Raw genomic sequence first — 12,911 nt, forward strand, 5'->3', positions numbered from 1 at the left:
GCCATGCCGGAACTGCACAAGGTCCTGATCGCCAACCGTGGTGAGATCGCGGTACGGGTCGCCCGCGCGTGCGCCGACGCCGGACTCGCGTCCGTGGCGGTGTATGCCGAGCCGGACCGGGACGCCCTGCACGTCCGCGTCGCGGACGAGGCCTACTCGCTGGACGGCTCGACACCGGGTGACTCCTACCTGGTCGGTGACAAGTTGCTCGAGATCGCGCGTCGTTCCGGTGCCGACGCAGTGCACCCCGGCTACGGATTCCTTTCCGAGAACGCCGAATTCGCCCAGTCCGTGATCGACGCGGGGCTGACCTGGATCGGCCCTCCCCCGGCAGCGATCGACTCCCTCGGCGACAAGGTCAAGGCGCGGCACATCGCGACCGCCGCGGACGCGCCACTGGTGCCCGGCACCAAGGACCCGGTCGAGGGTGCCGACGAAGTCGTCGCATTCGCAACCCAACACGGGCTGCCGGTCGCCATCAAGGCCGCGTACGGCGGTGGCGGTCGCGGCCTGAAGGTCGCCCGCACGATCGAGGAGATCCCCGAGCTGTTCGACTCCGCGGTCCGTGAGGCGGTCACCGCGTTCGGGCGCGGCGAATGTTTCGTCGAACGCTTCTTGGACAAGCCGCGACACGTCGAAACCCAATGCCTGGCAGACACTTTCGGCAATGTCGTGGTCGTCTCCACCCGTGACTGTTCGCTGCAGCGTCGCAACCAGAAGCTGGTCGAGGAGGCGCCCGCGCCATACCTGAGCGATGCGCAGCACGCCGAGCTGGTCCGCGCCTCGAAGGCGATCCTGACCGCGGCGGGCTACGTCGGCGCGGGCACCTGCGAGTTCCTGGTCGCCCAGGACGGCACGATCAGTTTCCTGGAGGTCAATACCCGCCTGCAGGTCGAGCATCCGGTGTCCGAGGAAGTCACCGGTATCGACCTGGTCCGCGAGCAGTTCCGCATCGCCGCCGGCGAGGAACTCGGGTATGACGACCCCGCCCCGCACGCCCACTCCATCGAATTCCGGATCAACGGCGAGGACGCCGGCCGTGGCTTCCTGCCGGCGCCGGGCACCGTCGAGACGTTCAACGCTCCCAGCGGCCCCGGCGTGCGAGTCGACTCCGGCGTCGTGTCCGGCGATGTCGTCGGCGGCGCCTTCGACTCGATGCTGGCCAAGCTGATCGTCACCGGCCGCACCCGCACGGAGGCGCTGGAGCGTTCCCGTCGTGCTCTCACCGAGATGGTCGTCGACGGTATGCCGACCGTGCTGCCGTTCCACCGCGCCGTCGTCGCCGACCCGGCGTTCGCGACCGACGACGAGACGCCCTTCGCCATACACACGCGGTGGATCGAGACCGAGTTCGACAACCGGATCGAGCCGTATGACGGCACCCCCGCGACCGGCGACGATGCACCCGCGCGGCAGTCCTTCGTGGTCGAGATCGACGGCCGTCGGCACCAGCTCACCCTGCCGGGCGACCTGCAACTCGGCGCCGGCGGTGGCGGGGGCGCCGCACCGGCGGCCCGCCGACGGGCTCCGAAGCGATCCCGCGCCGGCTCGGGCACCGCGGCGGTCTCCGGTGACACAGTCACCGCGCCGATGCAGGGAACCGTCGTGAAAGTCGCTGTCGCAGAAGGCGATCAGGTCGAAGCCGGTGACACGGTCGTGGTTCTCGAGGCCATGAAGATGGAGCAGCCCATCACCGCACACCGCTCCGGCACCGTCACCTCGATCACCGCCACCGTCGGCGCGATGGTCCCGGCCGGCACGGCGCTGGCGAACATCAGCGACTGAGGTCGAAGTCCTCGAGGTCCGCATCGCCGATCGCCCGCAGGACGAGCGTGACCATCGACCGCAGGTAGGCCTGCCGGTCGGCCGCTGCGGTGGCGAGCAGGCCACTGAGCACCACACCGTCCAGGCTCGCGACGATCGCCTCGGCGCGCAGCCGCGCGGAGGACTTCTCCGAGCGGCAGACGATGTTCTCGACGATGTCGGTGAGGTTGGCCCGCCAGGCGACGATCGGCTCGCTGAGCGACGGCGTGCGGCCTGCTTCCAGCGCCAGCTCGGACATGGTGACGATGAGGGCGGGATGGTCCGACCACCGCACGAGCATCTCGATCGTCGCGTCGATCGCGGACTCGATCCCGTCGTCCTCGCCCTGAGGTGTCGGCAGGGAGGCGCCCAGTGCGCGCACATCGGCATGCAGGGCCTCCGCGACGAATCCACTCAGCGCGGTCAGCAGCGCCAGCCGCGTGCGGTAGTAGACCGAGCAGGTGCCCTCCGGCATACCGGCCTCACGATCCACGGCACGGTGCGTCAGTCCTCGCATCCCGGACCGCCCGACGACGGCGATCGCACTGCGCAGCAAGAGTTCCTGGCGTGCTGCAGTGCCTTCGGGACTCTGGCCGGAACGCGTGCGCGCGGCTCGTCTGCGGGCGGTCACGCCTTCACCTTCTCACGGTCCGCGCCCGCACGTGACGAAGCCCACGTCATCCGGATTTGGCACCTAGCCTCTACAGTTGTAGTGTGTAATCACTACAAACGTAGTAGCCAAACTTCAGGAGTCCTCATGATCAACATCAACGCCTTCTTCATCGGCTTCGTGGTCATCAACGCGATCGCGCTCGCGCTCCTCGTCGGCTTCGCGGCCGTCACCCTGACGAGCTTCTTCGCCCGCAACCGCAAGCAGCGCATCGCTCGCCACGAGCCGTTCACCCGGTACTACTCGCACCTGGCGTTCAGCCACTGACGAACACCGCGCGCACAGTCGCGCGGACGCACCACGAAGCGGCGCCACCTCGTTCTCCCCTTTGCGAGGTGGCGCCGCTTCGTGTTGTCCGGCCGGCGCCGTAGATTGGGGTCCCGTGACCGCGCTCGTGAAATTCGTCATTCTGACCATCGTCGTCATCGGCGTGATCATCGGGCTGCGCACGCTGCGGCCCAAGCTGCGCGAGCAGCGCCACCGCCGGTGGGAGAAGGCCGGCCTGCTGCCGCACCAGGTGGATCCCTACGCTCCCCGCGACGAGAAGAACGACGACGACACCGACGGCCGGGACGACCGCCCCTAGGTCGCGGCTCAGATCTCGGCTTCGTGCAGCCGCCTGGCCGCTTCGGCGATGGACCCGGTCATCGACGGGTAGACCGAGAAGGTGCTGGCCACCTGGTCGACCGTGAGCCGGTTCTGGACGGCCAGGCCGATCGGGTAGATCAGCTCCGAGGCCTGCGGCGCGACCACGACACCACCGATGATCGTGGTGCTGCCCGGGCGGACGAAGAGCTTCACGAACCCGTCGGTGATGTTGCGCATCTTGGCCCGCGGGTTGGTGGACAGCGGGAGCGTGACCACTCGTGCCTCGATCCGGCCCTCCTCGACGTCGGCCTGTGAGTAGCCGACGGTCGCGATCTCCGGGTCGGTGAAGATGTTGGCGCAGACACCACGGAGGTTGAGCGGCGCCACGGCGTCACCGAGCGAGTGGGCCATCGCGATCCGGCCCTGCATCGCGGCGACGGAGGCCAGCGGCAGCACCCCGGTGCAGTCGCCTGCGGCGTACACACCCTGCGCCGAGGTGCGGGACACCCGGTCGACGGTGATGTGACCGGACCTGGTGACGTCGACGCCCACCGTCTCCAGCCCGATGTCGTGGGTCAGCGGGACGGAGCCGACAGCCAGCAGCACGTGCGAGCCGCGCACCTCGCGGCCGTCCTCGAGAGTGACCACGACCTCATCGCCCTCGCGGCGCGCTGCCGCCATCCGGGATCGGCCCAGGACATTCATGCCACGCCGCCGGAAGACGTTCTCGATGACGGTCGCGGCGTCGGCGTCCTCGCCGGGCAGCACCCGGTCGCGCGACGACACCAGCGTCACGTCGCAGCCGAGGCCGAGGTAGGCGTGCGCGAGTTCGGCGCCGGTGACACCGGAGCCGACCACGATCAGCTTCTCGGGCAGCTCGGTGAGGTCGTAGATCTGCTGCCAGGTCAGGATCCGCTCACCATCGGGTATGGCGGTGTCCATGACGCGGGGCGTGCACCCGACGGCGAGCAGGATGACGTCGGCGCTCAGCTCTTCGGTGCCGCCGTCGGCCAGCTCGGCGGTGACCCGACCCGGGCCGGCGATCCGCCCGCGGCCGTTCCGGATGCGGACGCCGACGCTCTCCAACTGGGCCCGGATGTCCCGGCTCTGCGCCTCGGCCAGGCCGAGGATCCGCTCGTTGACCTGCTTCGCGTGCGCTTCGGCGTGCTGGTCCTCGTCGGTGCCCTCGAAGCCGACGCCAAGCCGGCCCGCGGCCGCGAACCGGGACATGAAGTCGGAGGTCGCGATGAGAGTCTTGCTCGGCACGCAGTCGGTGAGCACTGCAGCACCACCGAGGCCGGTCTGCTCGATGACGGTGACCTGGGCGCCGAGCTGCGCTGCGACCAGCGCGGACTCGTACCCGCCGGGACCGCCACCGATGATGACCACGTTCTTCTGGCGTCCACTCACAAGGCCGCATCATTCCATGTCGTGGTGTCGCCGCCGAAAACACATGCTTCCCGCATGCGAGGTGGGGGCGCACGTCATACGCTGGCGCCCGTGACTGATTCGAACCCGTTGACCGACCCGGCGACCGACCCCTTCGAGGTCGCCCGAGCGGCCGCCGCGACCATCGCCGAACGCACCGGCGCACCCCGGCACGACATCGCCCTCGTCCTCGGTTCCGGCTGGGGCCAGGCGGCCGACCGGATCGGCGAGACGCTGGCGACGGTCGACAATGCGGAGGTGCCCGGCTTCGCCGCGGCTGCGGTGGCCGGACACTCCAGTGCCATGCGATCGATCGCGATCGGTGACACCGGCGCCCGGGCGCTGGTCTTCGGCACGCGCACCCATTTCTACGAGGGCAAGGGCGTGCGCTCGGTCGTCCACGGAGTGCGCACCGCGGCCGCCGCGGGATGCCACACGATCGTGCTGACCAACGGGTGCGGCGGGCTGAACCGGTCCTGGGGCCCCGGCACCCCGGTGCTGATCCGCGATCAGATCAACCTCACCGCGCACTCCCCCGTCGAGGGCGCGAACTTCATCGACGTGACCGACCTCTACACGCCCCGGCTGCGCGAGCTCGCCCGCTCGGTCGACCCGTCGCTGGACGAGGGCGTCTACGCGCAGTTCCGTGGGCCGCAGTACGAAACGCCCGCCGAGGTGAAGATGGCCGGCGTCCTGGGCGCCGACCTGGTCGGTATGTCGACCGCTCTCGAGGCGATCGCCGCCCGCCAGGCCGGCCTGGACCTGCTCGGCGTGAGCCTGGTGACCAACCTCGCCGCCGGGATCAGCGACCAGCCGCTCTCGCACCAGGAGGTCATCGAGGCCGGTCAAGCGGCCGCCGAGCGGTGCGGCACCCTGCTGGCCGACGTCGTCGGTCGGATCGCTACCGAGGGGCGAGAGAAGGCATGAACGACGTGATCGCGCAGGCGCGCGACTGGATCGCCGACGACCCGGACCCGAAGACGCGACAGGAGCTCGAATCCGTCGTCGCCGCAGCCGAATCCGGTGATTCAGCTGCTCTGGAGGACCTGCAGGACCGGTTCTCCGGGCTGCTCGAGTTCGGCACGGCCGGACTGCGCGGTGCGCTCGGTGCGGGTCCGGCGCGGATGAACCGCGTGGTCGTCATCCGGGCGGCTGCGGGTCTGGCGGCATACCTGCAGGAGAAGCTCGGCAAGCGCGACGTCACCGTCGTCATCGGGTATGACGCCCGGCACAACTCGGACGTCTTCGCCAAGGACACGGCCGCCGTTTTCGTCGGGGCGGGCGGGCGGGCGATGGTCCTGCCGCATCCGCTGCCGACACCGGTGCTGGCGTTCATGATCCGTCATCTCGGCGCGGACGCCGGTGTCATGGTGACCGCGAGCCACAACCCGCCGCAGGACAACGGCTACAAGGTCTACCTGGGCGACGGCAGCCAGATCGTCGCCCCCGCCGACGCCGAGATCGCCGCCGCGATCAGCCGCTTCCCGCGCGCGGCGGACGTGCCGCAGGCCGACGACGGCTGGCAGACACTGGCCGACGACGTGGTCGACGACTACCTGGACGCGGTCACGCAGGTCGTCCGCCCGGATGGGCCGCGCGACCTCAAGATCGTGCACACCGCGCTGCACGGAGTCGGATCCGCTGTGTTCCGAGCGGCTTTCGATCGTGCCGGCTTCGCGGCGCCGTCGTCCGTCGCCGACCAGGCCGAGCCCGACCCGGCGTTCCCGACCGTCGCCTTCCCGAACCCGGAGGAGCCGGGTGCGATCGACCACGCCTTGGCACTCGCGGCCGAGACCGACGCCGATCTGGTCATCGCGAACGACCCGGACGCCGACCGCTGCGCGGTCGCGGTGCCACGCGCCGCGGGTTGGGCGATGCTGCGCGGTGACGAGGTGGGTGCGTTGCTCGGCGCCTACCTGCTGCACCGCGGAGTGGCCGCCGACGGGGTCTTCGCCAACTCGATCGTCTCCTCGCGACTGCTGGCCGCCATGGCGAAGAAGGCCGGGGTGCCGCATGCGGAGACGCTGACCGGGTTCAAGTGGATCAGCCGGGTTCCGTCCCTCGCGTTCGGTTACGAGGAGGCGCTCGGCTACTGCGTGGACCCGGGCGCGGTCCGGGACAAGGACGGCATCAGCGCGGCATTGCTGATCGCCGAATTCGCCGCACAGTGCAAGGCCGAGGGCACGTCGCTCGACGGCGTCCTTGACGACCTTGCCGCCATACACGGCACGCATGCGACCGACAGCTTCGCCGTGCGCGTCTCCGACCTGACGATCATCGATCAGATCATGGCGCGGCTGCGCGCGCAGCCGCCGGAGGTCGTTGCCGGACAACCCGTCTCGAAGATCGACGACCTCGCGGAGGGCGCCGGTGGGCTGCCACCGACCGAAGGATTGCGATACTTCCTGGCCGACGACACCCGGGTGATCGTCCGACCCAGCGGCACGGAACCGAAGCTGAAGATCTACCTGGAGGCGATCGACGCCGACCCCGCTGTCGCCGGCCGCAAGCTTGCCGACGTGCGCGCCGAGTTCGAGCGGCTCACCGCCGCCGGCTGAGCGGCAGGCTGAGACGTCACGCGATGATCGCCACCACGACGAAGACGACGGCCACCACGAGGGCCGTGATGGCCGGCCAGGCCGGCACAGCCACGAACTCCTCCTCGGCCCGCACCGACGGGTCCCGCTGCACTGCGCCTGCGTAGTCGAGCTGGCCGGCCCGGATCTGTTCGGCGACCCCGGCCGCGGATCCGGGGCGTGCCTCCATGACGTTCGCCGGATCGTCCACCTCGACCCGGCGGGACCCGAGACCGGCGCCGAGCATCGAGCCCATCCCACCGCCTCGACGACTCGTGCGGCGTGGCCGCTGAGCGGTGATCGCCCAGGACCCGTAGCCGTTGCCCTTCGCGTCGTAAACCTTGAGGTTCCAACGCTGTTCGATCAGGTCGATCGACGGCCAGCTGCAACGCACGTCCCGCACGATGTTGCACAGCAGCACGCCCGCCTGAGTCATCCGGACGCACGGACGCAGGAAGATCACCCAGACGAGAAGCAACCCCGCCAGGGGCCACAGCAGGTTCGTCGGGTGATCCCAGCCCTCGCCGAACAGGATCAGCAGGAGGAAGACCACACAGGCGACGGCCAGGACGATCCCGGGCGCGAGCATCGCGGGTTGCCGGAACGTGCGGCGGGGACCTGACGCGGAGCTGTCGCGCGAGGGAAGATTGAAGGGCATGACGGGTACGCTGCACCGGTGAGCCCCTCATCTGCAACTTCGCGTGCCCGGGACATGCTCGGCGTCGCGTCCCTGACCAACAAGGCCTTGCGTACCTGGCTGCACGGTCTGCCCGGTGTCGACCAGGTCGGCATCGAGGCCCGAGCCGCCGCTCTGGCGACCCGCTCGATCAAGACCACCAGCAAGGCGTGGGCCATCGACACGGCCATCGGCATGATCGACCTGACGACCCTCGAGGGCGCCGACACCCCCGGCAAGGTCCGCAGTCTGTGCGCCAAGGCGCAGTTGCCCGACCCCACCGATCTCGGCACCCCGCAGGTTGCCGCAGTCTGCGTGTACGGCGACCTGGTTCCCACCGCGAAGGACGCGCTCGGCAGCAGCGGCATACACATCGCCGCGGTCGCCACCGCATTCCCGTCCGGCCGCGCGAGCCTCGCGGTGAAGTTGGCCGACACCAAGGACGCCGTGAAGGCCGGCGCCGACGAGATCGACATGGTCATCGATCGTGGCGCGTTCCTGGCCGGCGACTACCGGCTGGTCTTCGATCAGATCGCCGCCGTCAAGGAGGCATGTGCCCGTCCCGGCGACGCGCCGGACGCGCACCTGAAGGTCATCCTCGAGACCGGGGAGCTCGCGACCTACGACAACGTCCGCCGCGCGTCGTGGCTGGCCATGCTCGCCGGCGCCGATTTCATCAAGACCTCCACCGGCAAGGTCCAGCCGGCCGCGACGATGCCGGTCACCCTGCTGATGTTGGAGGCGGTCCGCGACTGGCGCGAGCTCACCGGCGAGATGGTCGGGGTCAAGCCCGCGGGCGGCATACGCACCAGCAAGGACGCGCTGCGCTACCTGGTGATGGTCAGCGAGATCGCCGGTGACGACTGGCTGTCGCCGGACTGGTTCCGCTTCGGCGCGTCCAGCCTGCTGACCGACCTGCTGCTGCAGCGCCAGAAGCTCCGCACCGGTGCCTACTCCGGCGCCGACTACGTCACGATTGACTGAGGTTTCGATACGGCTCCCCCGCTTCGCTCCTCCGCCTACTCAACCACCGTGGAAGTTTAAAGATGACACCGAAATTCGAATACGCACCGGCACCCGAGTCGCGTTCCGTCGTCGACATCGCCTCGTCATACGGCCTCTTCATCGGTGGCGACTTCGTCGATCCGATCAACGGGAAGTCGTTCAAGACCGTCAACCCGGCGACCGAGGAGAAGCTCGCGGACGTCTCCGAGGCGAGCGCCGAGGACGTCGACAAGGCCGTGCGTGCCGCCCGGCGTGCCTACGAGCGGACCTGGAGCAAGCTCTCCGGCGCCGAGCGGGGCAAGTACCTCTTCCGCATCGCCCGGATCCTGGCCGAACGCGCCCGCGAGTTCGCGGTCCTGGAGACGCTGGACAACGGCAAGCCGATCAAGGAGTCGCGTGACGTCGACGTCCCGACCGCGGCGGCGCACTTCTTCTACCACGCCGGCTGGGCCGACAAGCTGGACTACGCAGGCCTCGGGTCGAATCCGCGACCGCTGGGCGTCGTCGGCCAGGTCATCCCCTGGAACTTCCCGCTGCTGATGCTGGCCTGGAAGATCGCGCCGGCGCTGGCCACCGGCAACACCGTGGTGCTCAAGCCCGCGGAGACGACACCGCTGACCGCCCTGCTCTTCGCCGATGTATGCCGCCAGGCCGAGCTGCCGGCCGGCGTCGTGAACATCGTCACCGGTGCCGGTGCCACCGGCCAGGCGCTGATCGAGCACCCGGACGTCGACAAGATCGCCTTCACCGGATCGACCGGCGTCGGCAAGTCGATCGCCCGGACGATCGCGGGCACCCGCAAGCGTCTCTCGCTGGAGCTGGGTGGCAAGGCCGCCAACATCGTCTTCGACGACGCACCCATCGACCAGGCGGTCGAGGGCATCGTCAACGGCATCTTCTTCAACCAGGGTCACGTCTGCTGCGCGGGCAGCCGGCTGCTGGTGCAGGAGTCGATCGCGGACGACGTCATACATCGGCTGCAGCGGCGCCTGCAGACGCTGCGCGTCGGCGACCCGATGGACAAGAACACCGACGTGGGCGCGATCAACTCCGCCGCACAGCTGGCCCGCATCACCGAGCTCGTCAACGCCGGCGAGGCCGAGGGCGCCACGCGCTGGAGCCCGGAGTGTTCGCTGCCCGAGCGCGGATACTGGTTCGCCCCAACGGTTTTCACCAATGTCTCGCAGGCCCATCGGATCGCACAGGAAGAGATCTTCGGGCCGGTGTTGTCGGTCCTGACCTTCCGGACGCCGGACGAGGCCGTCGCGAAGGCCAACAACACGCCTTACGGACTGTCGGCCGGCATCTGGACCGACAAGGGCTCCCGGATCCTCGCGGTCGCCGACCGGCTGCGCGCCGGGGTGGTCTGGGCCAACACGTTCAACCGCTTCGACCCGACGTCCCCGTTCGGCGGCTACAAGGAGAGCGGCTACGGCCGCGAAGGTGGCCGTCAGGGGCTCGCTGCTTACCTGGACACGGAAGGAACGCACTGATGGCACGCCTCGAGGTGCGCAAGACCTACAAGCTCTACATCGGCGGGAAGTTCCCCCGTTCGGAGTCCGGCAGGTCCTACGAGGTCGTCTCGTCCGGCCGCTCCCACAAGTTCCTGGCCAACGCCGCACACGGCTCCCGCAAGGACATCCGCGACGCCGTCGTCGCGGCGCGCAGCGCGGTCAAGGGCTGGTCGGGAGCCACGGCATACAACCGCGGCCAGGTGCTCTACCGCGTCGGCGAGATCCTGGAGGGTCGCCGCGAGCAGTTCATCGCGGAGGTCTCCGCGAGCGAGGGCGTGACCAAGCCGCAGGCGACCCGGATCGTCGACGCGGCCATCGACCGCTGGGTCTGGTATGCCGGATGGCCCGACAAGTTGCCGCAGGTGCTCGGCAACCTCAACCCGGTGGCCGGCCCCTACTTCGACATCTCTGCTCCCGAGCCGACCGGAGTAGTGGGCATCCTTGCGCCACAGGAGAGTTCGCTGCTCGGGCTGGTGTCGGTGATCGCTCCGGCGATCGTCTCCGGCAACACCGTGGTCGTCGTCGCGAGCGAGGAGCGTCCGCTGCCGGCCATCTCGTTGGGCGAAGTGCTGGCCACCTCGGACGTGCCCGGCGGTGTCGTCAACATCGTGACCGGCCGCACCGGCGAGCTCGCTCCGTGGCTCGCCTCGCACGCCGATGTCAACGCGATCGACCTGGCGGGCGCCACCGAGCTCGCCTGGGGTGAGCTGGAGGCGTCAGCAGCCGACACCGTCAAGCGTGTCGTCCGGCCCGCCGGCGACGGCGCCGACGCGATCGAACCCGACTGGCACGACGCACCGGACCTGTCGCGGATGACGGCGTTCCTGGAGACCAAGACCGTCTGGCACCCCAAAGGCCTGTGAAGGACCAACAATCACCAGCACGCGTCCTCGTCCTCGGCGGCCCCAGCGGGTCGGGCAAGTCACGCTGGGCCGCCCACCTGTCGCAGGAGCATGGCTGGCCGATCGTCCGGCTCGACGACTACTACAAGGACGGCGACGACCCGACACTGCCCACGTCCACGCTGGGCATCGCCGACTGGGACGACGTGCGGTCCTGGCGGTGTGACGACGCGGTGGACGCGCTCGAACGCCTATGTCGCACAGGCGAACTCGTCGCACCCGTCTACGACATCTCGGCGTCAGCGGCGACCGGCACGCAGCACGTGACGCTGCGCGGCGCCCACACGGTGATCGCGGAGGGCATCTTCGCGCCATACGTGATCGAGCCGTTGCGCACCCGGGGCCTGTTGGCCGGCGCCTACTGCGTGCACCACAACCGGTGGGTGACCTTCGCGCGACGATTGGTCCGCGACCTGTCCGAACGACGCAAGCCGCCACTCACCCTCGTCCGACGTGGTCTGCGGCTCGCCCGGGCCGAACCGGACATCGTCCGGGAACAACTACGGCTCGGCGCAGAACCGATCCGGCCCAAGGAGCTGGCCAGGCGGCTGTCGCACCGGTGGTGAGAGCAACTACGCACCGCTGCCAAGCTCCATGCCCGTCTTTGAAGCCGCGGTAGGGCGACCACGACGTTAGTGGGCTCGGGTTCCCTGGGCGAGGGCGTCATCCGGGCCAACCCGCTTGTGGAGTGCTGACAGGGACTGCGACGACGCGGCCGTTCCAGGAAGCTGACGTCGCGGCCTGCGCCATTCCTGGCCAATCGGCGATCGTCGCGTACAAGGTTGGTTGTTTCGACCCGCCGAGCATGCAGGCGTACCCGCCCTGGGGGAGGTCAACGACGGCCAGGACCTCTCCGCCTTCGCGCACCCGCACGCAGTGTCGGCCGGGGACGCTGGCATACCAGGCGGCACCGACGGTGTCGAGGCAGATCCCATCGGGAGCGTCGTCTCCGAGGTCGGCCCACACTCTGCGGCCGGACAGGTCTCCCTTGGGTCCGATGTCGAATGCGGTCAGGCGGCAGCGGTGCGACTCGGCGACCAGCAGCGTCGCGTTGTCGGGGGTGACGGCCATGCCATTGGGGAAGGCGAGGTCGTCCGCGACCACCTTTGGCCGGCCGGATTGGTCGACCAGCGCGATGAACCCCGGCGCGGGGTCACCAGTTGGGGACGGGCCGTTGAGTGGGTCGTACCCGGGGTTGTTGATGTAGGTGTTCCCCCTGCCGTCGATGACAATGTCATTGCTGGCGTGCCCCGACAGGCGGGACAGGTCGACGTGTGTCTGCAGGACGCCGTCACCATCGGGCGAAGCGAGGGCGTTCAGGGTGCTGGAAACGACCCGCAGACACGGGTGTGAAGTCGAAACACATCGGCATCGACCTGTGCCGCAGCATTACTTCGGTCTGACCGGATTCGTCGACGGCGAGGATCTGGCCGGTGATCCAGTCGGCGAACCAGAGTCGCCCCTTGTGCCATCGCGAGGATTCCACCAAGCCGTGCCCGGCACTCAACGTGCGGCTCGCTGCCGGGTGGGCACCGTGGGTTCGAGATTCCGGCTCGTTGGGTGTGTCCGACGGCATGAGCTCCACGCTACGGACCACTGGTCGGATGAGCCATGGGTCGGGGCCCCCTACACCGGAGTCGAGACAGTGCGCCGACATCAAGCTGCACGACGGGTGCGCGGCCACGCCGTGGTGTAGAGCAGCTGGTGCTGTCGCCGAGCACGACGGGGTGCGCGGCGACGCGGCGCTCG

Annotated in this window: 14 protein-coding genes; 9 read left to right on the forward strand and 5 right to left on the reverse strand. The window is 69.3% G+C overall.

Annotated elements, in window-relative coordinates; translation table 11 throughout:
• Positions 1-3: 3 nt before the first annotated feature.
• Positions 4-1,785: an acetyl/propionyl/methylcrotonyl-CoA carboxylase subunit alpha gene (locus tag ACZ50J_RS16595; protein ID WP_464298260.1), complete on the forward strand. Its 1,782-nt coding sequence runs from the start codon at positions 4-6 to the stop codon at positions 1,783-1,785.
• On the opposite strand, the gene ACZ50J_RS16600 is transcribed toward ACZ50J_RS16595, so the two are convergent.
• Positions 1,775-2,434: a TetR/AcrR family transcriptional regulator gene (locus tag ACZ50J_RS16600; RefSeq protein WP_464298261.1), complete on the reverse strand. Its 660-nt coding sequence runs from the start codon at positions 2,432-2,434 to the stop codon at positions 1,775-1,777. The two genes, ACZ50J_RS16595 and ACZ50J_RS16600, sit on opposite strands and share 11 nt — an antisense overlap.
• Positions 2,435-2,560: 126 nt before the next feature.
• Between ACZ50J_RS16600 and ACZ50J_RS16605 the strand changes: the two genes are divergently transcribed.
• Both ACZ50J_RS16605 and ACZ50J_RS16610 read left to right on the forward strand, forming a co-directional pair.
• Positions 2,561-2,740 (forward strand): hypothetical protein, encoded by a 180-nt coding sequence (locus ACZ50J_RS16605; RefSeq protein ID WP_464298262.1) that lies wholly within the window; start codon positions 2,561-2,563, stop codon positions 2,738-2,740.
• Positions 2,741-2,855: 115 nt separating this feature from the next.
• Positions 2,856-3,059, forward strand: coding sequence for a hypothetical protein (locus ACZ50J_RS16610; RefSeq protein ID WP_464298263.1), 204 nt, complete (start codon positions 2,856-2,858; stop codon positions 3,057-3,059).
• 8 nt (positions 3,060-3,067) lie between these two features.
• Here ACZ50J_RS16610 and ACZ50J_RS16615 read toward each other — a convergent pair whose 3' ends face one another.
• A complete protein-coding gene (locus ACZ50J_RS16615) occupies positions 3,068-4,471 on the reverse strand; it encodes an NAD(P)H-quinone dehydrogenase (RefSeq protein ID WP_464298264.1) in 1,404 nt (467 codons plus the stop codon).
• A gap of 54 nt (positions 4,472-4,525) precedes the next feature.
• Here ACZ50J_RS16615 and ACZ50J_RS16620 point away from each other — a divergent pair, with 54 nt between their 5' ends.
• Both ACZ50J_RS16620 and ACZ50J_RS16625 read left to right on the forward strand, forming a co-directional pair.
• Positions 4,526-5,416: a purine-nucleoside phosphorylase gene (locus tag ACZ50J_RS16620; RefSeq protein ID WP_464298265.1), complete on the forward strand. Its 891-nt coding sequence runs from the start codon at positions 4,526-4,528 to the stop codon at positions 5,414-5,416.
• Positions 5,413-7,047 carry a phospho-sugar mutase gene (locus ACZ50J_RS16625; RefSeq protein ID WP_464298266.1) on the forward strand — a complete coding sequence of 545 codons (1,635 nt, stop codon included), beginning with the start codon at positions 5,413-5,415 and terminating at the stop codon, positions 7,045-7,047. Before ACZ50J_RS16620 ends, ACZ50J_RS16625 begins: the two co-directional genes overlap by 4 nt.
• A 16-nt stretch (positions 7,048-7,063) precedes the next feature.
• Here the strand turns inward: ACZ50J_RS16625 and ACZ50J_RS16630 are convergent, their stop codons facing one another.
• Positions 7,064-7,723, reverse strand: coding sequence for a hypothetical protein (locus tag ACZ50J_RS16630; RefSeq protein ID WP_464298267.1), 660 nt, complete (start codon positions 7,721-7,723; stop codon positions 7,064-7,066).
• Between the two features lie 54 nt (positions 7,724-7,777).
• Here ACZ50J_RS16630 and deoC point away from each other — a divergent pair, with 54 nt between their 5' ends.
• From deoC to ACZ50J_RS16650, 4 genes are all read left to right on the forward strand, one after another.
• On the forward strand, positions 7,778-8,725 hold the full coding sequence (gene deoC / locus ACZ50J_RS16635; RefSeq protein WP_464301364.1) for a deoxyribose-phosphate aldolase: 948 nt from the start codon (positions 7,778-7,780) through the stop codon (positions 8,723-8,725).
• A 62-nt stretch (positions 8,726-8,787) separates the two neighbouring features.
• Positions 8,788-10,239, forward strand: a complete 1,452-nt coding sequence (locus ACZ50J_RS16640; RefSeq protein ID WP_464298268.1) for an aldehyde dehydrogenase family protein — start codon at positions 8,788-8,790, stop codon at positions 10,237-10,239.
• Positions 10,239-11,123, forward strand: a complete 885-nt coding sequence (locus ACZ50J_RS16645; protein ID WP_464298269.1) for an aldehyde dehydrogenase family protein — start codon at positions 10,239-10,241, stop codon at positions 11,121-11,123. Before ACZ50J_RS16640 ends, ACZ50J_RS16645 begins: the two co-directional genes overlap by 1 nt.
• Positions 11,120-11,728, forward strand: coding sequence for an AAA family ATPase (locus ACZ50J_RS16650; RefSeq protein WP_464298270.1), 609 nt, complete (start codon positions 11,120-11,122; stop codon positions 11,726-11,728). The genes ACZ50J_RS16645 and ACZ50J_RS16650 overlap by 4 nt, the downstream gene beginning before the upstream one ends.
• A gap of 97 nt (positions 11,729-11,825) precedes the next feature.
• Here ACZ50J_RS16650 and ACZ50J_RS16655 read toward each other — a convergent pair whose 3' ends face one another.
• On the reverse strand, positions 11,826-12,503 hold the full coding sequence (locus tag ACZ50J_RS16655) for an SMP-30/gluconolactonase/LRE family protein (protein WP_464301365.1): 678 nt from the start codon (positions 12,501-12,503) through the stop codon (positions 11,826-11,828).
• Positions 12,454-12,738 (reverse strand): hypothetical protein, encoded by a 285-nt coding sequence (locus tag ACZ50J_RS16660; protein WP_464298271.1) that lies wholly within the window; start codon positions 12,736-12,738, stop codon positions 12,454-12,456. Before ACZ50J_RS16660 ends, ACZ50J_RS16655 begins: the two co-directional genes overlap by 50 nt.
• Positions 12,739-12,911 lie beyond the last annotated feature (173 nt).

This window comes from Flexivirga sp. G2, assembly GCF_055397625.1.

Bases quoted from the DNA above. Each gene is read 5' to 3' on its own strand.
- ACZ50J_RS16595 (WP_464298260.1), top strand. From the start codon at position 4: ATGCCGGAACTGCACAAGGTCCTGATCGCCAACCGTGGTGAGATCGCG.
- ACZ50J_RS16605 (WP_464298262.1), top strand. From the start codon at position 2,561: ATGATCAACATCAACGCCTTCTTCATCGGCTTCGTGGTCATCAACGCG.
- ACZ50J_RS16620 (WP_464298265.1), top strand. From the start codon at position 4,526: ATGCGAGGTGGGGGCGCACGTCATACGCTGGCGCCCGTGACTGATTCG.
- ACZ50J_RS16625 (WP_464298266.1), top strand. From the start codon at position 5,413: ATGAACGACGTGATCGCGCAGGCGCGCGACTGGATCGCCGACGACCCG.
- ACZ50J_RS16630 (WP_464298267.1), bottom strand. From the start codon at position 7,723: ATGCCCTTCAATCTTCCCTCGCGCGACAGCTCCGCGTCAGGTCCCCGC.
- deoC (WP_464301364.1), top strand. From the start codon at position 7,778: ATGCTCGGCGTCGCGTCCCTGACCAACAAGGCCTTGCGTACCTGGCTG.
- ACZ50J_RS16640 (WP_464298268.1), top strand. From the start codon at position 8,788: ATGACACCGAAATTCGAATACGCACCGGCACCCGAGTCGCGTTCCGTC.
- ACZ50J_RS16645 (WP_464298269.1), top strand. From the start codon at position 10,239: ATGGCACGCCTCGAGGTGCGCAAGACCTACAAGCTCTACATCGGCGGG.
- ACZ50J_RS16660 (WP_464298271.1), bottom strand. From the start codon at position 12,738: ATGCCGTCGGACACACCCAACGAGCCGGAATCTCGAACCCACGGTGCC.